Below are 22575 nucleotides of genomic sequence, written 5' to 3'. Positions count from 1 at the left end.
TCAAATGAGCGTTATTTGAAAGATTTTTAATACCCAAAAGCGTCATCATTATTGTTAATTTGAAATCAATCTCAGGTAATAATCCATGCCTATTTCGATTTGTAAACATGGTGCTCCTTTTGTTGTTCAACATGAAAATCGGTACGGTTCCGGTGCAAGTCAGTCATCATCACTTTCAAAATCAATCCGCCATATTAGCAACTCTCATGAGGAAATAAAATTTATAAGTTGCTATAGTGCAAATGGAGCCTGTTTTTCCAATGCACAGATGCTAGCCAATGCCTCAGGGAGGCCTGTTATAGGTTACTATGGGAAAATAAATAAGTTAACAGCCAGTCTGGATAATAGCGGTCGTATATTCCGCCCACAGTATAAGCTTGCGGCCAATATTTGTTATGTAGGTAATCGGCTTCTGAGCGCTCCAGTTCAACTTGGATTTAGCCTGAAACATCTGCTAACCTGTCACTCAAATGGTAATGTCAGATAAAGTGTCATGCCATGTCCTTCCCGGCATTGCTATTCCACAGCCTACAGATATGGGCGCTCAGTTCTTTCCTCAATCGTTGCTATGGGAAGTTCTGCCGTCATTTCACGCTCTTGCCAACCAGCATTTTATTAAAGCCTGACTTTTACCAGAGTAATTTCATAAGAGTGCCCATCTTCTGGTCTAAAAATAATAAATCTATTGTTATTTTTAGTAAAGGATTTCGACAAAATAAAACTATCATGATATCTGGCCAGGACGTAGTACCAGCCTCCATCATACAATATCATTTCGTATTCTTTCTTTAATTGTGGTTTATAGATCCCAACAAAAAAAGAAAATATAAAAAAATATATAATAAAACCAAGCATAACTATAGTGAAACAATGCCTTCGCACCCAACTGAGTTGCGTAAAACAAATCACTGGCATCAATTTACTATAAAAACGCATCCCCACCGATAAGCATAAAGCCACCAGTAAAATGATAAAAAAAAGCTCCCACAAAAACGATTCTGTTAAGAGAGAAAACTCGATAACAATTGGAATAAAGAACAAAACCGCTGCCAAAAAAAGACGTAAAAAGCTAATGTCGTGGATACGTGCTTTTTGCTTTACTAGAAAAAATAATAGAATACCCACTCCCCACGCTATTATGAATATAGCCATCAGGCTAATCGCATGGAATAGACTTCGGGCAATGTTGTCAGGGCCGACGCCTACATACCACCACGGGAAACCATAGTACGCGGAGACGCCCCAGCCATAAAAATAGGCGCTTCCCCATCCCAAACCACCTAAATAGGCCAAAAGCATCGAAGAGTTTTTAATAATTGAATCATCATTCATTATAGTTAACTCACTTAAGAAATATTTAATATGAAAATAGAAATCAAAATGTCACATAAAACACTAGCACTTTAGCAATAATAGTCGGATGATAAGTTTGTCTGTTTTTCCTGAGTATCAAGCCAGCTCATACTCACGCCAGCACACTAAAATCAGGAGTGGCTTCTTTTTTAGATCTTTGCCTTAGCCAGGCGCACACTCAATAATGATAGCAGTCAGATAATATGTACCAGGCATTAACCTCACGTTGTTGATGATATATTTACTTCGTTGAAAAACAATAAACATTGTATGTATTTTATTGGCGACGAAAAACTGTTAAAGAAGCGTAATTCCATATACACCATTTACCTGATTACTTTTCTTGCTAATATTTGCTAATTAATTATTTGCTAAAGCGTGTTTAATAAAGTAAGGAGGACACTATGCCATTGAGTGTTGGACAGGGTTATTTCACATCATCTATCAGTTCTGAAAAATTTAATGCGATAAAAGAAAGCGCACGCCTTCCGGAATTAAGTTTATGGGAGAAAATCAAAGCATATTTCTTTACCACCCACCATGCAGAGGCGCTCGAATGTATCTTTAATCTTTACCACCATCAGGAACTGAATCTAACACCGGTACAGGTTCGCGGAGCCTACATCAAACTTCGAGCCTTAGCGTCTCAGGGATGTAAAGAACAGTTTATTATAGAATCACAGGAACACGCCGATAAGTTGATTATTAAAGATGATAATGGTGAAAATATTTTATCTATTGAGGTTGAATGTCATCCGGAAGCTTTTGGTCTTGCCAAAGAAATCAATAAATCACATCCCAAGCCCAAAAATATTTCTTTGGGTGATATTACCAGACTGGTATTTTTTGGCGACAGCTTGTCTGACTCCTTAGGGCGTATGTTTGAAAAAACACATCATATCTTACCCTCCTATGGTCAATACTTTGGCGGAAGGTTTACTAATGGATTTACCTGGACTGAGTTTTTATCATCTCCACACTTCTTAGGTAAAGAGATGCTTAATTTTGCTGAAGGGGGAAGTACATCGGCAAGCTATTCCTGCTTTAATTGCATCGGTGACTTTGTATCAAATACGGACAGACAAGTCGCATCTTACACCCCTTCTCACCAGGACCTGGCGATATTTTTATTGGGGGCTAATGACTATATGACACTACACAAAGATAATGTAATAATGGTCGTTGAGCAACAAATTGATGATATTGAAAAAATAATTTCCGGTGGAGTTAATAATGTTCTGGTCATGGGGATTCCCGATTTGTCTTTAACACCTTATGGCAAACATTCTGATGAAAAAAGAAAGCTTAAGGATGAAAGCATCGCTCACAATGCCCTGTTAAAAACTAATGTTGAAGAATTAAAAGAAAAATACCCCCAGCATAAAATATGCTATTACGAGACTGCCGATGCATTTAAGGTGATAATGGAGGCGGCCAGTAATATTGGTTATGATACGGAAAACCCTTATACTCACCACGGCTATGTACATGTTCCCGGGGCTAAAGACCCTCAGCTAGATATATGTCCGCAATACGTCTTCAACGACCTTGTCCATCCAACCCAGGAAGTCCATCATTGTTTTGCCATAATGTTAGAAAGTTTTATAGCTCATCATTATTCCACTGAATAAAGTTCCATCGGCTGCGGTACGCCTTGAGCAAAACACAGCTCAATATCATAGTGCCGGTGGCATGAAAATATGATGCTATCTTTGCTGCCGATTGGTCAATAAGTGATACATAGTCTATGTTCAGTAAGACAAAAATGGATAGAGTCGATAAATCGCCACCGTAACTAAAATACTTACTATCACACTGACAATAAAGTATGTTTTGAATGGCTGCTTTTGCGTTTTATGACGGAAGAGTTGTTGACCAACAATCGCCCCAGGCCACCCACCGACAACCCCAAACACCAACAAAGTGGATTCCGGCACTCTGCGCCAGGTTTTACGTGCCGCCGTTTTGTCTATACCGTAGATCGCCAGCGTTAGCACATTGGCGAGCAGGAACCACATCGCGACGGGATGCGATGTAAAAATGCTTCCGACCGCAGCGAAGATCAGGAGTAAATAACAAAAGCGGTTAAGATACATATCATTATGTCATAGCAATAATTAGGGGCATCGGAGCCCATTATACGCGATACATGCGCCTATGTGATGTAGAATTTTTTTCACTCAGCCAACGAGTCATTAAGGATTCATTTTTAATTACCATGGTAATCATAAGGTAATTAACGGCTGTGAACACGATTAAAATGGGTAAAGCCACCGAAAATGTTATCACCTTAATCGTTGCCAGGATAACTTAATGAAGAACCCTCTTTATTGCTGTTTGTTATCCGGTTGGCAGTCTCAGTTTTGGATTTATTAATCGTATTTATATTTATTACATAAGATGTACGATGTTAATTTGAGAATTTTATCTCAACAACCGTATATATTCAGATATTTCTGAATTAAGATTATCATCGATTAAAACAAGTTAACGTTTTGATAAACATAACAACATCGTCAAAAATCCTGATTTGTTGTCGTTTGTTCATGAGACAAATAATTTATATGCTTGCAAATATAGATAGCACGCAAATCAACTTAGCTCAAAAAATGTATTTGACAAGAAAAGATAAGTCTTTATATTGGCCCTGGATAGAGTGGTAAGATGATAATTAGAGACATGAAAGGCACCGTCACTGAAGCATTTATCTGCTTATCATGTAAATATGTATGCGTAAATGGAGCATAAACTATGTCCAGTATACTAATGTCTATGATATCTTTACATTTTCACCTTTCATGGTGTCGCTGCACTCATATCCAGTTGATATCTCATGGTATATTCAATCCATTCCCTTTGATGATTCCTGTCAAACCTCCTGATTAAATTAGTTAACAGCGATGGAATACATAACGTTAAGTACTTTACGCCTGCAAATGTCAGGCTCACGCCCTAATGCTTAATTTATAATACGCATTACCTTACTACAGGAAATAGATAGCATGTTATCCAAAAAATTTGGCTTATCGATGATAGTGTTGGGAATAATGTCGTCTTCAGCGTTTGCTGATAGCATCGTTGAAGGGAGAACACTCAATGTCGCAGTATCACCAGCCTCTCCCCCTATGTTATTTAAAAGTGCTGATGGCAAATTGCAGGGGATAGATCTGGAGCTTTTTTCGTCTTACTGTCAGTCACGGCATTGTAAGCTAAACATCACCGAATATGCCTGGGATGGAATGCTTGGCGCAGTGGCGAGTGGTCAGGCAGATGTAGCATTTTCGGGAATTTCAATCACAGACAAACGTAAGAAAGTTATTGATTTCTCTGAACCTTATTACATCAACTCTTTTTATCTGGTCAGTATGGCCAATCATAAAATAACGCTCAATAACCTCAATGAATTAAATAAATATTCTATTGGATACCCTCGAGGAATGGCTTACTCCGACCTTATCAAAAACGATCTGGAGCCCAAAGGATACTACTCGTTAAGTAAAGTAAAATTGTATCCAACCTATAATGAGACGATGGCTGATCTAAAAAATGGCAATCTTGATCTGGCTTTTATAGAAGAGCCGGTTTATTTTACCTTCAAAAATAAGAAAAAGATGCCGATAGAAAGCCGTTATGTTTTCAAGAATGTTGATCAGCTTGGCATTGCCTTTAAGAAAGGCTCTCCCGTGCGCGATGATTTCAACTTATGGCTTAAAGAGCAAGGGCCACAAAAAATATCTGGCATTGTCGATAGCTGGATGAAATAGTAAGCTATGTCATCAGGTAATATGCTGGCTATCTTTTATTTCCTATTGGAAGGGATTGGTAATACGCTGCTTGTAACATTTACCTGTTTTCTCTCAGCGTTTTTGTTTGGGCTTACAGTCGCCGTATTACGGCGACTATCCCCCCTTCCACTACAGAAGATACTCGACGTACTGGTCTTTATTCTTCGGGGAATTCCAATACTTATTGCTGTTTTTCTTGTTTATTTTGGATTGCCATCGATTGGCATATATGTTTCACCTCTGGTGGCCATGAACCTCAGCGTCGGCTTAATCAGTGGGAGCTATCTTGCCGAGGTGTTCAGAGGGGCGCTTAAATTAGTTGAGCCATACGAAATTACGGTAGCGAAAGTAGCAGGAATGCGTCAATTACAGGTTATAATAAATATTGAACTGCCACAGATGTTGCGATTTTCTGTGCCCGGTATTATCAATGAGTTTTCTTCTGTATTAAAAGCGACGCCCTTTGCTTATACTGTAGGTATCGCTGAAATAACGAAGCAGGCAATGTCACTGACAGCCATCACGCTGAACGGGTTACAGATCTATACTCTTGCCGGGGTATTATATTTCATTATTTATAAAGTTTTTACTCTTCTGGCCGGAGTGTTTGAGAAAAAATATCGCATCAGTTGAACCATAAAAATAGAGGTGATACTCATGGCTTTACTGAAACTAAAAGAGATAAGTAAGGAATATTCAGGAAAAAAGGTTCTTGATACGGTTAGTCTGAAAATTCAATCGGGAGACATGAAAGTAGTCATGGGGCCATCAGGTTGTGGAAAAACGACGCTTTTACGCTGTCTGCTTCGATTAGAAGAACCTGATTATGGCAATATTTATTTTCACGGGAAAAATATTTACGACAAAGAATTTACTATTCTTGAGTTCAGAAAAAAAGTTGGTTGTGTCTTCCAGAATTACGCTTTGTATCGCCATCTTAACGTCATGGATAATATTACCCTTGCCCTATGTAAAGTGTTTGGCATGCCGGGACAACTAGCCCGGGAGAAAGCCTTACATGAGCTACAAAAACTTGATATGGCCTCGCATAGCGCGAAATACCCTTCGCAATTATCGGGCGGCCAGCAACAGCGCGTCGCCCTGGCCCGTACAATGGTCACCGACCCAGAACTCATTATTTTTGATGAGCCGACGTCTGCGCTTGATCCGCTCATGACTCGTGAAGTCGGAATGTTGATCAAGCAACTTCACGACAATGGCGTCACTATATTATGCGTCACTCATGATATTCGCCTCGCCAGATTACTAAGCGATAACGTAACGTTTCTTAATCATGGCAAGATTCGTGCAGAAGGCGCTTTTACCGATCTTGCCTTACGAGAAACGGATCCAGATATCCACTGTTTTTTTAGCGAGGCACAACGATGATCGCAGGCTGGTCTCTCTTCTTTAATGACCTGACTGAACAACTGCCACTTGTTGTGGACGGTATTAAAGAAACCTGTAAACTTGCGCTGATTGTTTCCATCACCGGTTTTTTGTGGGGAATTATTATTTTCTTTCTGAGCCTGAGCCATCGCCCCGTGGTAAAAGCCATAACTCGACTGTACATGGATTTCTTTATCGGTACGCCACTCATTCTTATTCTATTTGTTATCTATTATGGTTTACCTCAATCTGGCATTCACCTGTCCTCTTTTACCGTGGCGGTTACAGGTTTTACCTTGAATGTCGGCGCATATAATGCCGCGTACATGACAACGGCCTATAACGCATTGAATAAGTATGAAACGGAGGCAGCAGTCGTTCAGGGGTTGAACAAACGGCAGGTCTTTTTGTGGATTATACTGCCTCAGGTATTGCTGTCTTCCATTCCAGCCTTAACGAATCAGGTGATTAATAACCTTAAAGACAGCACCATCGTTTTTCTTATCCAATATACTGAGTTTTTCGCGCGAATTCAGGAGGTTGCTGCAACCAGCTTTAAATTCTTCCATGCTTACCTTTTTGCCGCCATAGTGTATCTTATTGGCGTTACCTTTATCGTCGGTTTGACCCGGTTTTTAGAGCATAGACTGCTTCGCCATTACGGTCAGGGTTACTGAGTTGTACTGCACTATTCTGATTAATTCACCACTGACATTATCAAAGTTATTTTTATTTAGCGTTGATTAAGATTTTAACCTTCATTATTGCGTTAGATGTCCATTCTGGTCTAAGTCTTACTCCATTGAGGATATTATGGCGCTACCACAACTATCAATATGGCAGCCCGGCGATGGGTTAAGAAAAATAAAGTATAAATATCATGTTTGTCTCATTGTCATATTCTCCGTCCTTATACGGTTGCTGTTTTTAACTGACCGCTACCTTTGGTGTGACGAAGCGTCCAGCGTGCTGATTAGTCGACATAGCGTAGATAATCTGCTCTTCCATGCCGCTTTTGACGTGCATCCTCCGCTTTATTATCTGTTACTGCATGACTGGATGATATTATGGGGTGATAGCATTGCAGCGGTACGCTCTCTCAGTCTACTCTTTGGGATCCTGACAGTTGTGCTGGTTATCGCGCTTACGCGATGGCTGGCAAATGAACGTACAGCCTTATTGGCGGGATGGTTCGCCGCCCTGATGCCGATGGCAGTTCATTACAGTCAAGAAACGCGCATGTACGCGTTAATGGGAATGCTAACGCTCGCTGCCGCGTTAGCATTGATGATGTGGATAAAAACACCCACCCATAATCGCTATCTTGTCGCGTATGCTTTACTTATGACGTTCAGCTTTTACACCCATTATTTCACCCTATTTACACTTATTGCCCACTGGATCGCAGTAACAATATTATCCTGCCAAAGCCATAAAACGGCCTGCTACCTTAAACTTCCTGGCTGGTGGTTTGCTAACCTGGCGATTGCTGTCGCTTATCTCCCCTGGTTGCCCGTATTGTTTAATTTACTGACTCATCTGGCGCAGTTGAGAGCCGGTAATGATATCGGTTGGATTCCCCCCGTAACATGGCGTGACCTGCCTGCGATGTATTGGCATTTTTTTACCGGAAACAACGGACAGGGTTTTCCGTCGTTCATTCTGTGGCTGGCTGTGGGAGGTTTTATCGGTACTGTGGGGCGAATATCTTTATGCAACGGAGAATATGAAAGATATCAGCTGATATTATTTTGTAATCTGGTCATCCCTGTAATGCTGGTCTTCATCATTTCCTGGTGGATGCCGTTATTTATCGATCGTTATTTCTTCTTCTCATCGCTGAGCATTCCTCCCCTGCTCGCGGTATTACTTACCCGCGCAAAAAAAGCGGTTTGTGGCTTCTGGTTTATCTTATTCACCTTATTATTCGGCTATGGTTCATATCATAATAACCCTGAGCACATAGACGAGTTTAAACCACTGGTAAACTATATTAATACCCGTCACCAGCCTAATGATGCCGTGGTAGTCAGTAAAATGTTCGATTATTTAAGTTATGTGTATTATAATAAGCGAGATTATCGTACGTTTCTTTATACACCGCCTAACGCACACGGAACATCAGGCAGACCGAATGCCTATGGCTTTGGTTCACTGTTTTATGCGCAAGCCGATCAGACATATATTGATACTCTGACAACGCTTTCAAAAAGTTACCATCGTGTCTGGTTGGTAAGCGGCGGTAACTTTAGTCAGGATTACCCCTTGCCGTCAGAATGGCAAAATATCGCAAAATTCAGAAGTGGTAGATTTCAGGTACAATTATTTGTAATACCAACTCAACAGGCGCGTCAAATGCAATGATTACCGTTTTCTATCCAGTGCAGTGATAAACAGTACTGCCACTGCCAGACCGCCTAAAAGTAAGGTCCAGCCAAACGCTTCAAAAACCTCAATCATATCGCCTCCAGGTAGGTGATATTAAATAAAGATGGCTATCTCAGCGTAACATTTAAAATATCAATTAATGTGCAATAATCGCTTTATGTGTTTGAATAAATATTGTTCTTCCTGCATTTAATTGCATTGTTATTATCAAAGGGCTTAATACGCGTACATCAACGATTATTAATTATCAGCTTATAATAATATGACTGTTCAATTCATTTATCAGCTATTATTATCCTCTATATTCTTTAAGATAGCCGCTTAATTCATAATATCTCCTTTATTCATCGCATTAAATTACTCACTCACCTGATTAATGCTTGCCTAACGATTGCTTCGTTGTTTTAATTCCAGCGCGAAATTATTTAGTGAGAGAACAATGAAGCATACACAACAATCAGGCGCAAAAGTCTATAACCCATTCACGCTTAGCTTATATGACTGGTGGGTACTCAATATCTCAAACAAATATGCATGGAAGTGTCCTACTGATACGCGACTACTTCCTTTCTTCCTGCATCACATGGGCGAGACTCACCTGGATATTGGCGTAGGTACAGGTTATTACCTGAAACATGCACCTGCGACTCATGCCATTTCGCTGATGGATTTAAATCCGGATAGCCTGAAAATAGCCGCCAGCCGAGTGGGTAATACGAAAATCCGCGCCACACTACAACACGATGTTTTCGACACGTTCCCGGCGGACTGGCACGGGCGCTTCGATTCCGTTTCGATGTACTATCTTCTGCACTGCTTACCTGGTGAGATGACAACAAAAGCGAAGGCAATTAAAAATGCCGGTATGGCGCTTAAACCCGGCGGCACACTTTTTGGCGCCACGATTCTGGGCAAAGAGGTTCCTCACAATGCTTTTGGTAAGAAATTAATGGCTGTTTATAACAAGAAAGGTATATTCAGTAATACCAATGATTCAGCCGATACGTTACGCAGCGTGTTGGACGAACATTTCGCTAAGGTGACTTTGGAGCAACATGGCGCCGTTGCGCTATTTTCCGCCACTACGCCACGCTCATCGTAAGTACAGGCACTTCCGAGCGGTCGGTAGCGCGATCATGTTGGTTTAACCCGTTGATTAAACATTGGATTACGGAATAGCAATTGCTTATTTTATTTGTCATACAAATAAGTATAATACCCGCTTCCGATGTAGACCCGTCCTCCTTCGCCTGCGTCACGGGTCCTGGTTAGACGCAGGCGTTTTCTGTATGGAATACGCCATCCCCTCTGATAGATGCCTTGTTTGCCTAAAGCAGTTAACCCCACCTGCGACAAACGTCATGCAGGACGGTCAGTCACGCTTACGCGGCATCATCCGTAACAACGTATTGTCTTTCCAGAAATAGTGATGCATCAAAGCAGCGATGGCATGAAGTCCAATAACAAAATAGCCCAGATTCGCCAGCGTGACGTGCCAGGATTTCAGCATATCTACGCGTTCAAAGTTAGCTTCGGCGGCATGCGGCATAGTAATGCCAAATGCGACCCAGGGATTGCCGCGGTTATACATCATGACCAGACCAATAACAGGCAGCGCGATAAATAACAGGTAAATAACCAGATGTCCCAAATGCGCCATTCCGGTCATCATCGGTTTTGGACGAGGAACAATGGGCGGCGTGGGATATTTCAGCCGAATAATCAAGCGCGCCACCATTAAAAGCAAAATAGTGATGCCACATGAAACATGCGTCATATTAAACCAGGGCCGATAACTACGCGGCGCAAAACCGCGTAGCTCCATCGCGGCGTAAGCCACAATAACCAGAAAAAAGACTAACCAGTGAATACCAATTTGCAGGCCGGAATACTTATTGCCCATAGCGCGTCCTGAATGAAAACCGTAAAGCGACAACATAACCAGCTTTTATAAATAATTCATCAAATTTATGAGTTGGTGGTCGCACTTGCCCGTTCACCCTCGCAAACGGGCGATTTTTAGCGTAAAGCTCTCTGTTCTAACGCACTGCGCAACGTAGTATCTGCCTGCAATACCTGCCATGCCTTTTCAATATCGCGTGGGATATCAACGTGAATGATAAAATCTTTACCGCGCGGTCCATACCCTGTTTCATCGTCACGCAAACGTGGCAGCTCGCCGGCAATCAGAGACAGATAACGCTCCACCGTCCAGATGCCCTCTTCAACGTTGGCAAAACGTGTACCGCCGTTAAGGTGGCGCAGTACCGGAACAAAACCAGGAAAACTCAGCCAGCGCGGCGCATCGGTGTCGTCGTTTGTCACGCGCCGGAATGCCGCGATAGTGCGCCGCTGCATGGTGGGGTCTTGCACAACGATAGCCGTGTTAATGTTTTCTTTCGCCTGACGGATCAGTGCGCAGGAGAAACGGGCATTTTCGCCGCAATTAGTTGACCGATCTTCCAGCCAAATTTTCTCAGCCGGAATATGCCAGAACTGGTTCGCGATATCCGCGAGGATCGCGGCTTCAGCGCGTCCGGTTGTGCGAATAGTGTGGTAGCGCGGATGCCGGGCAATCACGGCGTACAAAAACGGCGTCGAATGACCTATACCGCCGCTAATCAGTAAAGGAACGCCTTGCGCTTTGGCGATGCGACAGGCCGCGTCGATAGTGGGGATCACCGCATTGCCCGCCAGGACGACGCAATCCGACGAATAAGATTGTTCGCCGGAAAAATCATTTTGCGCCAGCCACTGTCCGACGGTATTCACCGCCAGCAATGTTTCCGCAGAGAGCGCCGGAAATGGCGTTGTATTCATAATTCCTCCTTTTTGTTCCGAACTTGTACCGGATCGCTTTGAAAGACGTCGTCGCCTGGCTTTTTAGGCCGTAATCTGATCCATGGCCTGTAAAATACGCTTATCAGAAATAGGATAAGGCGTACCGAGCTGTTGGGCGAAATAACTGACACGCAGTTCTTCAATCATCCAACGGATCTCTTTAACATCATCATCTTCGCGACGCGCTGGAGGCAATTTATTTATCCATTGTTGCCACGCCTGCTGGACGCTTTCGACTTTCAGCATTTGCGCCCGATCGCGGTGCGGATCGACAGCCAGTTTCTCCAGCCGCTTTTCAATTGCCTGCAGATAACGCAGCGTATCGCCGAGACGTTTAAAGCCGTTGCCAGTCACAAAACCACGGTATACCAGACCGCTCATCTGCGCCTTGATATCGGAAAGCCCCAACGCCATGCTCATATCCACCCGCCCTTTCAGACGCTTATTGATATTGAATACGGTCGTCAGGATCCGCTCGACCTGCTTCGCGATATCCACCACAGTATCATTCAGCTCGGCGCGTACCTTTTCGTGCAGCGCGGTGAAACCTGCTTCGCTCCACACCGGTCCGCCGTTGGCATCTATCAGCTTATCTACCCCGCAGGCGATACAGTCATCAATCAACTCCAGTACTTTGCCGTACGGGTTAAAGTACAGCCCCAGCTTGGCTTTATTCGGCAATTTCTCATGCAGATACTTAATCGGTGAAGGAATATTGAGCAACAGCAGACGGCGTAAACCGCACCACATCGCCTGTTGTTGTTCCAGCGGATTATCAAACAATTTGATAGCGACGCTGTCACGCTCATCCACTAACGCCGGCCACGCCTTCACTTTATAATTACCGCGTTTCTGTTCGTAGCTTTCCGGCAGCTCGCCGAAACTCCAGATATGCAGCCCGCTCTGCTCGATGCCGTCATCCGCCACCGCCGAGAGCGTCTCCTGCACTTTGCCTTTCAGCGCATTTTTAAGCTCGGCGAGCGAACGCCCTTCCTGCAGTTTCTTGTTTTTGTCATTCACCACGCGAAACGTGATTTTCAGATGCTCGGGCACCTGATCCCAATGCCAGTCTTCCCGATCGACCGTGACGCCGGTCATCCGGCGCAGTTCACGCTCCAGAGCGTCCAGCAGCGGCAGCTCCAGCGGCGTTACGCGACCTAAAAACGCTTCAGCATAGTTTGGCGCCGGAACAAAGTTGCGACGTACCGGTTTTGGCAACGATTTAATCAGCGCAATAACTAATTCACGGCGCAGCCCTGGGATCTGCCATTCAAAACCGCTCTCGTCAACCTGGTTAAGTAGCGGCAACGGAATATGGACGGTCACGCCGTCAGCATCCGCGCCCGGTTCAAACTGATAGCTCAAACGCAGCTTGAGATTGCCCTGGTGCCAGAAATTCGGGTAATCCAGTTTGCTGATTTTTTCCGCGCCTTCTTTAATCAGCATACTTTTTTCAAAGTTGAGCAGATCCGGCGTCTCGCGGCTGATTTTTTTCCACCAACTATCAAAGTGGCGGGCGGAAATAACGTCATGGCTAATACGCTGGTCATAAAACTCAAACAGGGTATCGTCATCCACCAGGATATCGCGGCGGCGAGATTTGTGCTCAAGTTCCTCGACTTCCGCACGCAATTTTAGATTCTCACGGAAGAAGGCGTGACGGGTTTGCCAGTCCCCCTCCACCAGCGCATGGCGGATAAACAACTCGCGACACAACGCCGGGTCAATCTGGCTGTAATTCACCTTGCGCGCGGCGACAATCGGCAGACCGTAGACAGTAACCTTTTCCGTCGCCATCACCGCGCCTTGCGCCCGCTCCCAGTGCGGTTCGCTATATGAACGTTTAATCAGGTGCTGGGCTACCGGTTCCACCCATTCTGGCTCAATGCGGGCAGCGATGCGCCCCCACAGGCGGCTGGTCTCCACCAGTTCTGCGACCATTGTCCATTTCGGCGGTTTTTTGAATAAACCGGAACCGGGGAAAATAGAGAATCGGGCGTTACGCGCGCCGGTGTACTCTTGTTTATCGGCATCTTTCATCCCGATATGCGACAACAGCCCCGTTAACAACGCAACGTGAATTTCCCGGTACTCTGCGGGTTCGCTGTTTACCGGAATCCCCAGTTCTTTTACCACCTGACGCAGTTGGGTATAGATATCCTGCCACTCACGCACGCGTAAATAGTTCAGATAGTCGGTGCGACACAGACGGCGGAATTGATTCGACGACAGGGCCTTTTGTTGCTCGCCGAGGTAATTCCACAGGTTAACAAACACCAGAAAATCGGACTCCTTATCATGGAAACGCCGGTGTTTCTCATCGGAAGCCTGCTGCTTGTCCACAGGGCGCTCGCGCGGATCCTGAATAGAGAGTGCGGAAGTAATGATCATCGTTTCGCGCACACAGCCATGTTTTTGCGCTTCCAGAACCATACGCGCCAGGCGCGGGTCGACCGGCAGCTGAGATAATTGTCGGCCCAGCGGCGTCAGCTTATATGCCGTTTGCTGTTCGTCGGCGGTAATCGCCCCCAGCTCTTCCAACAAACGCACGCCATCCTGAATATTGCGCTTATCCGGCGCTTCGACAAACGGGAAGGCGGCAATGTCACCCAGCCCCAGGGCGGTCATCTGCAAAATAACCGACGCCAGGTTGGTACGTAGAATTTCCGGGTCGGTAAATTCCGGACGTGACAAAAAGTCATCTTCCGAATACAGACGAATGCAGATCCCTTCCGATACGCGTCCGCAACGCCCTTTACGCTGGTTGGCGGAAGCCTGTGAGATCGGTTCAATCGGCAGGCGCTGCACTTTAGTGCGGTAGCTGTAGCGGCTGATGCGCGCAGTGCCAGGATCGATCACATACTTGATACCCGGCACCGTCAGCGAGGTTTCCGCCACGTTAGTCGCCAGCACGATACGGCGTCCGCTGTGCGACTGGAAAACGCGGTTCTGTTCGCTGTTCGACAAGCGTGCATACAGCGGCAACACTTCGGTATGCCGTAAGTTCAGCTTGTTCAGGGCGTCGGCGGTATCGCGGATTTCCCGCTCTCCGCTCATAAAAATCAGGATATCGCCGGGACTTTCACGCCCCAGTTCATCAACAGCGTCGAAAATTGCCTGTAGCTGATCGCGTTCAGTGTCGTCAGCCTCTTCCACGATGGGGCGATAACGAACCTCTACGGGATACGTTCGGCCAGAGACTTCGATAATCGGCGCGTTATTAAAGTGGCGCGAGAAGCGTTCCGGGTCGATGGTCGCAGAGGTAATAATCACTTTCAGATCGGGGCGACGCGGCAGAAGCTCTTTCAGATAGCCGAGCAAGAAGTCAATATTCAGGCTGCGTTCATGCGCTTCATCAATAATGAGGGTGTCATACTGCATCAATAGTCTGTCCTGCTGGATTTCCGCCAGCAGGATACCGTCCGTCATCAGTTTGACCATGGTGTTGCTACTGACATGATCGCTGAAACGAACTTTATAGCCGATGCAGCCGCCTAGCTCCGTTTGCAACTCTTCGGCAATGCGGTTAGCGACGGTGCGCGCCGCCAGGCGACGCGGCTGAGTATGACCAATAAGTCCTTTAATTCCACGTCCCAGTTCCATACAAATTTTCGGCAACTGGGTGGTTTTACCGGAACCGGTTTCCCCTGCCACGATCACTACCTGATGATCGCGGACCGCTTCCAGAATGTCCTGTTTCTTCTGGCTAACAGGCAGATTTTGCGGATAAGTGATTGAGGGGCGCGCCGCTTCGCGGAGGGCGACCTGCGCCGCAGCCTGTTCAATTTCTTTCGCCATCGTCTGGAAAATGGCCTGTTGCGCATCAGGATTTTTTACTTTCTTTACGCCATGCAGGCGGCGCGCAAAGCGCTGTTTGTCGCGCAGCATCAGTGCATCCAGCCGCTGCTGTAACACCTGAAGCGTCAACATAGATTGTTCAGTCATAAAGCTCTTGGGCAGCATTCTGCCTGTTTAAAATCGTTTTAAATGATAGGTATAGAGTACCACATTGGGGCTTTTTTTGTGTTGTTCAATAATTTCGAACAAAGGGTTCGATATATTGCGCTATCCCTGCGACATATTTGTGAATAAAGTGTCAACAAGCAACGGGGCACGCCCCTTCAAACACATAAAAGGAAACACCCATGAGCAAGGTATTAGTTCTTAAATCCAGTATTCTGGCAGGGTACTCTCAGTCTGGTCAGTTGACTGACTATTTTATTGAACAATGGCGCGAAAAACACGTCGCAGATGAAATTACTGTCCGCGATCTGGCGGCCAACCCTGTTCCGGTGCTGGATGGCGAGCTGGTGGGCGCGATGCGTCCGGGCGATGCGCCTTTAACGCCACGTCAGCAGGACGCTCTGGCGCTGTCTGATGAACTCATTGCTGAACTGAAAGCCCACGACGTCATCGTTATTGCGGCACCGATGTACAATTTCAATATTCCGACGCAGCTGAAAAACTACTTTGATCTGATTGCCCGCGCCGGTATCACTTTCCGCTATACCGAAAAAGGCCCGGAAGGTCTGGTAACCGGTAAACGCGCGGTGGTTCTCTCCAGCCGCGGCGGTATCCATAAAGACACCCCGACGGATTTGATTGCGCCTTACCTGAAAGTGTTCCTTGGTTTTATCGGTATCACCGACGTGAATTTTGTCTTTGCCGAAGGCATCGCCTACGGGCCGGAAGTGGCGGCTAAAGCCCAGGCCGACGCAAAAGCCGCGATTGACAGCGTAGTGGCCGCTTAAATATTTTTGCCTCCCGTTTCGACGGGAGGTGACTTCTTAGGTTCGTAGCGCAAATATCCTACCACGCCGCTACTGCCGCCATCGCTGGGATGCGTTACCCCATCATTGACTTCAACGCAGGCGAAATCAAAAGGCGACACATTTTCGATGCACGCCACATTGACCCCATATTGATCGGGATTGGATCGGCGCTGATGAAAAGTATATATCCCGCATACCGAACAGAAAAAATGCACCGCCTTGCCCGTATTGAAGCGATATTCGGTAAGCTTATCCTGCCCTTTTAGCACTTTAATACCCGATAGCGGCGCAGACACTGCCACTGCTCCGCGCATCCGGCAAAAGGAACAGTTGCAGCGCCTGGCGGTATGAAAGCCATCGCTAAGTTGAACGGTAAACACGACGCTGCCACAATGGCAGGCAGCAGATAATTTTTCAGACGTCATACCTGGTTACTCTCGCGAATAGTGATACCAGCCAACAGTATAGAAATAGCCTTCCGGTTCGCCTAATGTAAATACGACCTTCGTATTCAAAAATTACCAATATAAAAATGCATTTTGCGGTAAAAAAATTGTCGGGAAGCGGTTATTTACGCATCCATTTGCCATTAATTCCCTGGACATATTCTCCCGGCCTGGCGCGCTCAACCAGTTTTTGCCCTGCCATCTTCGCCACCTCGTCCACGGGAAGATGATTGCTATCCGCTAACTGCTGATAACTGGCGCGGCGGGCATGATTAATATCAAGCACCAGTTTCTGGGTTTCGGCATCATTCTTTAAGGCCACCAGATAGCCATTCAGCGTTTCCCCGACCCGGCCCTGCGTGCGCGCTTCGTCCAGGGTTAAGGCCCACACAGAAGGTGTGAGCAAGCTCAGCGTCAGCACCCATAGTATTAAATACTTTTTCATTATGGCCTCAGAATAGATCGCTGCGTGATTTCAGGAGTTCTTCAACGTCTTTATCGACTTTGATATGTATTTCATGCTCGATCTTTACATTCATGTTGATGGTAATCGGCTGTTCCGGCGCGGCGACTTCAATACGTGGCGTGCACCCCACCACGATAAATGACGCAAGCGCTGACAGCATGGCAATACTCATTTTCATTATTTATCCTCACAGTCCTTGTCTTTCCGGCAAGGAGGTTGCGGCAACGCTGTATTTTGTTCAAGCCATGCCTGTAAATTGTCGCCAAAACGCAAACTGCGCCACAGCGTAAACACATTTTCTTCATGGGTATAGTTCAAGTTAACGATCGCGGTTTTACCATCTACCCGGCTTTTGCCGGTAATAGCCGCCTGCATCGTTAGTACGCCCAGGTTATCAACGTTAATTTTCGTCCACGAATGCGTAATCTCCATATAACGTAGCCAGTTGATCGCCGAGCCTGCCGTGACATTATCCTTCACCACCGCATCCGCAGTATCTTTATCGATACGCAACGTCATTGGCCCAGGATTCGTAAGCCAGCCATCTTTGATTATCCATTTTTCATTGTTCAGCCACAGCGGCAGCGCGCCGCTAACCGGACCAGACATGGCGAATTGCTTTGGATTTATGGCGCTAATCAATTCGCTGGATGAAATATTTTGCACCCGTAAAAGCGCCGGGTCGTGCTGCGGCATTCGCAACTGTTTCATAATGATTTGACCGCCCAGCACGTCTACGCTGACATCGCTTAGCAGTAATGGATTCGACTCGCTCCAGGGATAACCACCCTGTAAATCGGCGGTGATATTTTTCGCCGTGACCTGGTTGACTATCCCGGCAATACGCAGCGAGACGGGCCCGCGCGTCCCCAATTGCCACGCACCGTTGTGGAAGCGAAATGGCAGAATGAAATCGACGCCGTTGATTTTGTTATCCGGCATCCAGGCGCTACCGCCTTTTAACACGCCGTGTCCACCGGCTTCAAACCCCTGCCCCTGTGCGGCGGAAAAAGCCACCTGCGCATACAGTGAGCCTTCGCGCAGCGTCATTTTCCAGTCCGGTGGAAGCAACGGCTGAAAAACGATAAGCGACTGCTTCGGCCACCAGGCCTGTCCACGAAGGCGTTCGCCATCCCAGCGCCCATTCAGCCGTACCGGCCCTATCGCCCCCGCCCGAAGGTCGCCTTTAAACTGGAACAGGGTTGGCTCTCGCCCTTCAACGCTAAAATTAAGGGTAGAAGGCGGCAGCACGCTCCCACTGGTAAATACGGTTTTCCCCGCCACCAGAGACAGCGCGCCCTGTAGCGACGGCGTTGTGGCGTCGCGAACCCAGACAATAGGTTTATCCAGCGCCAGTCTTGGCGATGTGACGGTCATTGCGCCATAGTGCAACTGATCAAAACCGGTGGACAAACTGGTCAACCTGATGGTGTTATCATGCCATTCGCCCTGTCCGGCAATATCCCAGCGGGCGCGCATTGGCGTAAAGCTTCCTTGCCCCCAATAGCGCCACCGCCAGCGACCAGCATCAGGGAGAAAATCATTGGCCAGGCCATCAAGATGAAGAACGAAATCGCCCATCTCATTTTCGTGCGCCCGTAAAATAGCCTGTAATCGACCATCAACGCCGCGCGGCGTCACCTTAACACCCGCCAGCGGCCAACGAATTTCATCAATATCTAACGCATCAATCACCCGTCCGCGCGAGCGTAGCAATGCGCCAGGTGCAAAGGTGAGCTGCGGATCGACCAGACTGCCGCGGAACATAGCGGGCAAGACGGCATAAAAGATTAAATCCTTCTGTTTAGCCTCGCCGGTAAGCTGTAGAGGCATCTCACTGCTATCCATGCTGAGTTTTCCCGGGCCGATAGTCAGTACCGCGTTCGCTTTACCGGCATCGCCCTGGGTCAGAATATTCAGGCGTCCGCTGACTCGCGCATTATCCGGCCCGGCTTGCCAGTTATCTATATTAAAAGCCAGACGTCCGCTCAAGGGGAATCCCTGATATGGCCAGTTCCAGCGGCCATCGCTGATGGTAAGCCGCTGACGCGTTACCGCCCAAGGGAGATCGAGAATCGGGTCAGGATTACCTCGCGCCATCACGATGAGCTGTCCGGCGTTATCACGCCACTCCAGTTCCGCATCCACCAGCGACGGTTCCTGCGGCAGACGCAAGGTCGCTGCCGCATGACCGCTGACCGGCAGGCCATCCGGTACCAGCGGCAACACAAATTCCCCCGCCAGGCTAACGGGAGGCTGGTTGGCCAGCGCGGCGATCTCCAGTTGGCTCACCGTCAATGCTTGACCGCGTAGCTGCCCTTGAAATTTTACTTTTTCGCCCTGATAACGTATCTGCTGAATGACCGGCGTCATGGAGATAGCCAGCTTGCCCTGCCATTCCGGCCAGGGCGCGAGAATGACATTATCGATGTTAATCCAGGTATTGGGCAGCATTGACTGCCACTGCGCCAGCGTACGCGGCGCGGCGGGGGAAGCTTCCGTAGCGGGCAGTTTCGCCAGGCATGCGGCATCCAGTTTGAGGCTTTTAATATTCAGCAACCAACGGCTGGGATGCGTCAGTTCCGCCTGGGTAATATGCGCTAACGAACAATCATTGACCAGATAGCGAAGATCGGGAATCACTAACCCATGACGTGTCAGGCGTGGACTTTGTTCCAGAGCGATACGGGTACCGACGGGTAGCCAAATTCCCGCCAGAGTGGGAACCCACAGCCCGAGGGTCATCAGTAGCGTCAGAGGGATAAGAATCAGCAGTAACAGTAGCGCAAGGGCGGCTTTATATTTACCCTTCATGGGCCATTAATTTCCTGATTTAACGAAAAATTCAGTCGGCTATCTCTTTATTTTGGCATGATTGCCCGTACATAGCCTAATAGTTCATGTTGCAGGGGCGCCCTCCGGCTATTTGAGGCGTTGTGGAGAATGATAACCTAAAATTATTCATTATATGTATGACTATCAATTATTTTTGATTTTTTGTAAGATAATTTTAAGCATATTTGTGTGATTCAAACATCACTGGAGAAGGTCATATGAAACTCGCCGTCTATAGTACCAAACAGTATGACAAGAAATATCTACAGCAAGTGAACGAAGCGTTCGGTTTTGAACTGGAGTTTTTTGATTTTCTGCTAACCGAGAAAACGGCGAAAACCGCCAATGGATGTGAAGCAGTTTGTATCTTCGTGAATGACGACGGGAGCCGACCGGTACTGGAAGAGCTGAAAAAACACGGCGTGAAATACATCGCGCTGCGTTGCGCCGGATTTAATAATGTCGACCTGGATGCCGCAAAAGAGCTCGGTTTGCAGGTGGTGCGCGTACCGGCTTATTCTCCGGAAGCCGTCGCTGAACATGCGATTGGCATGATGATGACATTGAACCGCCGTATTCACCGCGCTTATCAACGCACCCGCGACGCTAACTTTTCCCTTGAGGGACTGACCGGCTTTACCATGCACGGAAAAACCGCTGGCGTCATTGGTACCGGTAAAATCGGCGTCGCCGCGCTGCGTATCCTGAAAGGCTTTGGAATGCGTTTACTGGCGTTTGATCCCTATCCCAGCACCGCCGCGCTTGATCTCGGCGTCGAGTATGTGGATCTGCAAACGTTGTTTGCCGAATCGGATGTCATTTCCCTGCACTGCCCGCTCACGCCGGAAAACTACCATTTACTGAACCATGCGGCATTCGACCAAATGAAAAATGGCGTTATGGTCATTAATACCAGTCGTGGCGCGCTGATTGATTCCCAGGCGGCTATCGAAGCTCTGAAGAATCAGAAAATCGGCTCGCTGGGGATGGATGTGTATGAAAACGAACGCGACCTGTTCTTTGAAGATAAGTCAAACGATGTTATCCAGGATGATGTTTTCCGCCGTCTGTCGGCCTGCCATAACGTACTGTTTACGGGGCACCAAGCATTCCTGACCGCAGAAGCGCTGATCAGCATCTCTGAAACCACGTTACAAAACTTAAGCCAGCTTGAGAAGGGCGAAGCCTGCCCGAACGCGCTGTTCTAATCCTGTCGCTCCCCTGCGCTCAGGGGAGCATTTTCGGATAACCCCTGAAGATCTATCCGGTCATATCATTACTATAGTCAGTGTTAACTATCAGATTACAGAGAATATCAATGAAGAAAAGCGTCACGCTGGTCGCCCTGAGCATCATAATGACAGGGTGTGTGAGCAGTGGAAAAGTGTCCGTCAAACGCGAGCAACTGGAGCACCACCGCTTTGTTCTGGAAAGCGTAAACGGTAAAACGGTCACCGGCCCGGAGCTCAGCTTTGGCGAGGACATGACGGTATCCGGCAAAATGTGCAATCAATTCACCGGCGAAGGAAAACTGTCGGACGGCGAATTAAAAGTGAAAAATTTAGCGATGACCCGAATGATGTGCGCCGATCCACAGCTTAACGCGCTGGACGGCACCCTCAGCGAGCTCTTCAGCAAGGGCGCACAGGTCGATTTAACCGCGAACCAATTAACGCTGGCGACGGCAGAAACAACGCTAATGTATAAACTGGCGGATTTAGCGCACTAAGCCATTAAGTGAAAAGTTATACGCGTCAGGCGAAACGCCGCGCTTAATAACTCCCGCAGCTTCCGGCGGCAAGCGACTGTTCGCTACAACGTTTGCCGTTGGGTAGCGCGCACATACCAATTACTGAACCATCAAGCTGCCGGGCCGCTGAAAGCGAACCGCCAATCATAGCGCAATTCGCTTCGCCGGCGCTGGACATCGCCGCTTTCATCCCTGGCGAAACATGTGCCGCGGTTGCCTGCTGAACAGGTTCGCTACTGCAAGCCGACAATAATAACGCGGCACATCCCACCCAAAACGCTGCGCGCATTTCTCTCCCCTCTGTTTATTCATCCAAACGACACCGCCCTAAATAATAGGCAGCAGAAACTGACGCGTCGAGAGGCAAAGCGCGCATTTATGCGCTTCATTAACATTTATTGGCAATTTTTTACGTCTTTTCGGCAAGAAATCGCCATTCTCCTCCCGCCAGGGACACAAAAGCGAAAATGGGGCTTGAAGGGCTTTGCTAAAATAAAAGGATAACTACAGGATGCGCTCACGATTATGCGTGTCCCTCTTTTTTGCGCAA

At 47.1% G+C, this 22575-nt stretch carries 22 protein-coding genes; 12 read left to right on the top strand and 10 right to left on the bottom strand.

Annotated elements, in window-relative coordinates; genetic code table 11:
• The first annotated feature begins 85 nt into the window (after positions 1-85).
• Positions 86-487 (top strand): type III secretion system effector SteB, encoded by a 402-nt coding sequence (steB, locus tag ACLJNW_RS03530; RefSeq protein WP_077910360.1) that lies wholly within the window; start codon positions 86-88, stop codon positions 485-487.
• Positions 488-615: 128 nt separating this feature from the next.
• Here the strand turns inward: steB and ACLJNW_RS03525 are convergent, their stop codons facing one another.
• Complete coding sequence (locus tag ACLJNW_RS03525; RefSeq protein ID WP_000997195.1) at positions 616-1332, bottom strand: membrane protein; 717 nt, start codon at positions 1330-1332, stop codon at positions 616-618.
• Between the two features lie 425 nt (positions 1333-1757).
• Here ACLJNW_RS03525 and sseJ point away from each other — a divergent pair, with 425 nt between their 5' ends.
• Positions 1758-2984 (top strand): SPI-2 type III secretion system effector SseJ, encoded by a 1227-nt coding sequence (sseJ, locus tag ACLJNW_RS03520; RefSeq protein ID WP_001131430.1) that lies wholly within the window; start codon positions 1758-1760, stop codon positions 2982-2984.
• A gap of 120 nt (positions 2985-3104) precedes the next feature.
• Here the strand turns inward: sseJ and ACLJNW_RS03515 are convergent, their stop codons facing one another.
• Positions 3105-3449 carry a DUF1294 domain-containing protein gene (locus tag ACLJNW_RS03515; protein WP_000281185.1) on the bottom strand — a complete coding sequence of 115 codons (345 nt, stop codon included), beginning with the start codon at positions 3447-3449 and terminating at the stop codon, positions 3105-3107.
• A 906-nt stretch (positions 3450-4355) separates the two neighbouring features.
• On the opposite strand from ACLJNW_RS03515, the gene ACLJNW_RS03510 reads away from it, so the two are divergent.
• From ACLJNW_RS03510 to ACLJNW_RS03485, 6 genes are all read left to right on the top strand, one after another.
• On the top strand, positions 4356-5117 hold the full coding sequence (locus tag ACLJNW_RS03510; RefSeq protein ID WP_000949370.1) for a transporter substrate-binding domain-containing protein: 762 nt from the start codon (positions 4356-4358) through the stop codon (positions 5115-5117).
• Between the two features lie 6 nt (positions 5118-5123).
• A complete protein-coding gene (locus ACLJNW_RS03505; protein WP_000094446.1) occupies positions 5124-5771 on the top strand; it encodes an amino acid ABC transporter permease in 648 nt (215 codons plus the stop codon).
• A gap of 24 nt (positions 5772-5795) precedes the next feature.
• Positions 5796-6527: an amino acid ABC transporter ATP-binding protein gene (locus ACLJNW_RS03500; protein ID WP_001196340.1), complete on the top strand. Its 732-nt coding sequence runs from the start codon at positions 5796-5798 to the stop codon at positions 6525-6527.
• Entirely contained in the window at positions 6524-7204 is a 681-nt protein-coding gene (locus ACLJNW_RS03495) for an amino acid ABC transporter permease (RefSeq protein ID WP_000560166.1), read from the top strand. The genes ACLJNW_RS03500 and ACLJNW_RS03495 overlap by 4 nt, the downstream gene beginning before the upstream one ends.
• A 136-nt stretch (positions 7205-7340) precedes the next feature.
• On the top strand, positions 7341-8891 hold the full coding sequence (locus ACLJNW_RS03490; protein ID WP_001520091.1) for a glycosyltransferase family 39 protein: 1551 nt from the start codon (positions 7341-7343) through the stop codon (positions 8889-8891).
• Positions 8892-9354: 463 nt separating this feature from the next.
• A complete protein-coding gene (locus tag ACLJNW_RS03485) occupies positions 9355-10017 on the top strand; it encodes a class I SAM-dependent methyltransferase (protein WP_001520112.1) in 663 nt (220 codons plus the stop codon).
• Positions 10018-10287: 270 nt separating this feature from the next.
• Here the strand turns inward: ACLJNW_RS03485 and cybB are convergent, their stop codons facing one another.
• From cybB to hrpA, 3 genes are all read right to left on the bottom strand, one after another.
• Positions 10288-10818: a cytochrome b561 gene (gene cybB / locus ACLJNW_RS03480; RefSeq protein ID WP_000527277.1), complete on the bottom strand. Its 531-nt coding sequence runs from the start codon at positions 10816-10818 to the stop codon at positions 10288-10290.
• A gap of 116 nt (positions 10819-10934) precedes the next feature.
• On the bottom strand, positions 10935-11735 hold the full coding sequence (locus tag ACLJNW_RS03475) for a YdcF family protein (protein ID WP_023204236.1): 801 nt from the start codon (positions 11733-11735) through the stop codon (positions 10935-10937).
• A gap of 63 nt (positions 11736-11798) precedes the next feature.
• Positions 11799-15701: an ATP-dependent RNA helicase HrpA gene (gene hrpA / locus ACLJNW_RS03470; RefSeq protein WP_024154611.1), complete on the bottom strand. Its 3903-nt coding sequence runs from the start codon at positions 15699-15701 to the stop codon at positions 11799-11801.
• A 200-nt stretch (positions 15702-15901) separates the two neighbouring features.
• On the opposite strand from hrpA, the gene azoR reads away from it, so the two are divergent.
• Entirely contained in the window at positions 15902-16507 is a 606-nt protein-coding gene (gene azoR, locus ACLJNW_RS03465) for an FMN-dependent NADH-azoreductase (RefSeq protein ID WP_000048924.1), read from the top strand.
• Here the strand turns inward: azoR and ACLJNW_RS03460 are convergent.
• The 4 genes from ACLJNW_RS03460 to ACLJNW_RS03445 all read right to left on the bottom strand — a co-directional run bounded on the left by ACLJNW_RS03460 (position 16504) and on the right by ACLJNW_RS03445 (position 20254).
• Positions 16504-16953: a GFA family protein gene (locus ACLJNW_RS03460; RefSeq protein WP_001518898.1), complete on the bottom strand. Its 450-nt coding sequence runs from the start codon at positions 16951-16953 to the stop codon at positions 16504-16506. The two genes, azoR and ACLJNW_RS03460, sit on opposite strands and share 4 nt — an antisense overlap.
• Positions 16954-17095: 142 nt before the next feature.
• Complete coding sequence (locus ACLJNW_RS03455) at positions 17096-17419, bottom strand: YdbL family protein (protein ID WP_000760345.1); 324 nt, start codon at positions 17417-17419, stop codon at positions 17096-17098.
• 7 nt (positions 17420-17426) lie between these two features.
• On the bottom strand, positions 17427-17618 hold the full coding sequence (locus ACLJNW_RS03450) for a YnbE family lipoprotein (protein ID WP_000784063.1): 192 nt from the start codon (positions 17616-17618) through the stop codon (positions 17427-17429).
• The gene (locus ACLJNW_RS03445) at positions 17618-20254 is read right to left on the bottom strand and encodes a YdbH family protein (protein ID WP_000677019.1); all 2637 of its coding nucleotides are present in this window, start codon (positions 20252-20254) and stop codon (positions 17618-17620) included. Before ACLJNW_RS03445 ends, ACLJNW_RS03450 begins: the two co-directional genes overlap by 1 nt.
• Before the next feature lie 239 nt (positions 20255-20493).
• Here ACLJNW_RS03445 and ldhA point away from each other — a divergent pair, with 239 nt between their 5' ends.
• Positions 20494-21483: a D-lactate dehydrogenase gene (gene ldhA / locus ACLJNW_RS03440; protein WP_000762206.1), complete on the top strand. Its 990-nt coding sequence runs from the start codon at positions 20494-20496 to the stop codon at positions 21481-21483.
• 110 nt (positions 21484-21593) lie between these two features.
• Positions 21594-22004, top strand: a complete 411-nt coding sequence (gene hslJ, locus ACLJNW_RS03435; protein ID WP_000750316.1) for a heat shock protein HslJ — start codon at positions 21594-21596, stop codon at positions 22002-22004.
• A 43-nt stretch (positions 22005-22047) separates the two neighbouring features.
• Here the strand turns inward: hslJ and ACLJNW_RS03430 are convergent, their stop codons facing one another.
• Positions 22048-22314 carry a DUF333 domain-containing protein gene (locus ACLJNW_RS03430; protein WP_001200680.1) on the bottom strand — a complete coding sequence of 89 codons (267 nt, stop codon included), beginning with the start codon at positions 22312-22314 and terminating at the stop codon, positions 22048-22050.
• Between ACLJNW_RS03430 and ACLJNW_RS03425 the strand changes: the two genes are divergently transcribed.
• Complete coding sequence (locus ACLJNW_RS03425) at positions 22230-22529, top strand: hypothetical protein (protein ID WP_001137722.1); 300 nt, start codon at positions 22230-22232, stop codon at positions 22527-22529. The two genes, ACLJNW_RS03430 and ACLJNW_RS03425, sit on opposite strands and share 85 nt — an antisense overlap.
• Positions 22530-22575: the final 46 nt, after the last annotated feature.

The sequence above is a fragment of the Salmonella sp. SAL4457 genome (assembly GCF_046548235.1).
Taxonomy (GTDB): domain Bacteria; phylum Pseudomonadota; class Gammaproteobacteria; order Enterobacterales; family Enterobacteriaceae; genus Salmonella; species Salmonella enterica.
The sequence above is the reverse complement of the archived record's forward strand: the minus strand, read 5'-3'. Positions and strand labels throughout refer to the sequence as shown.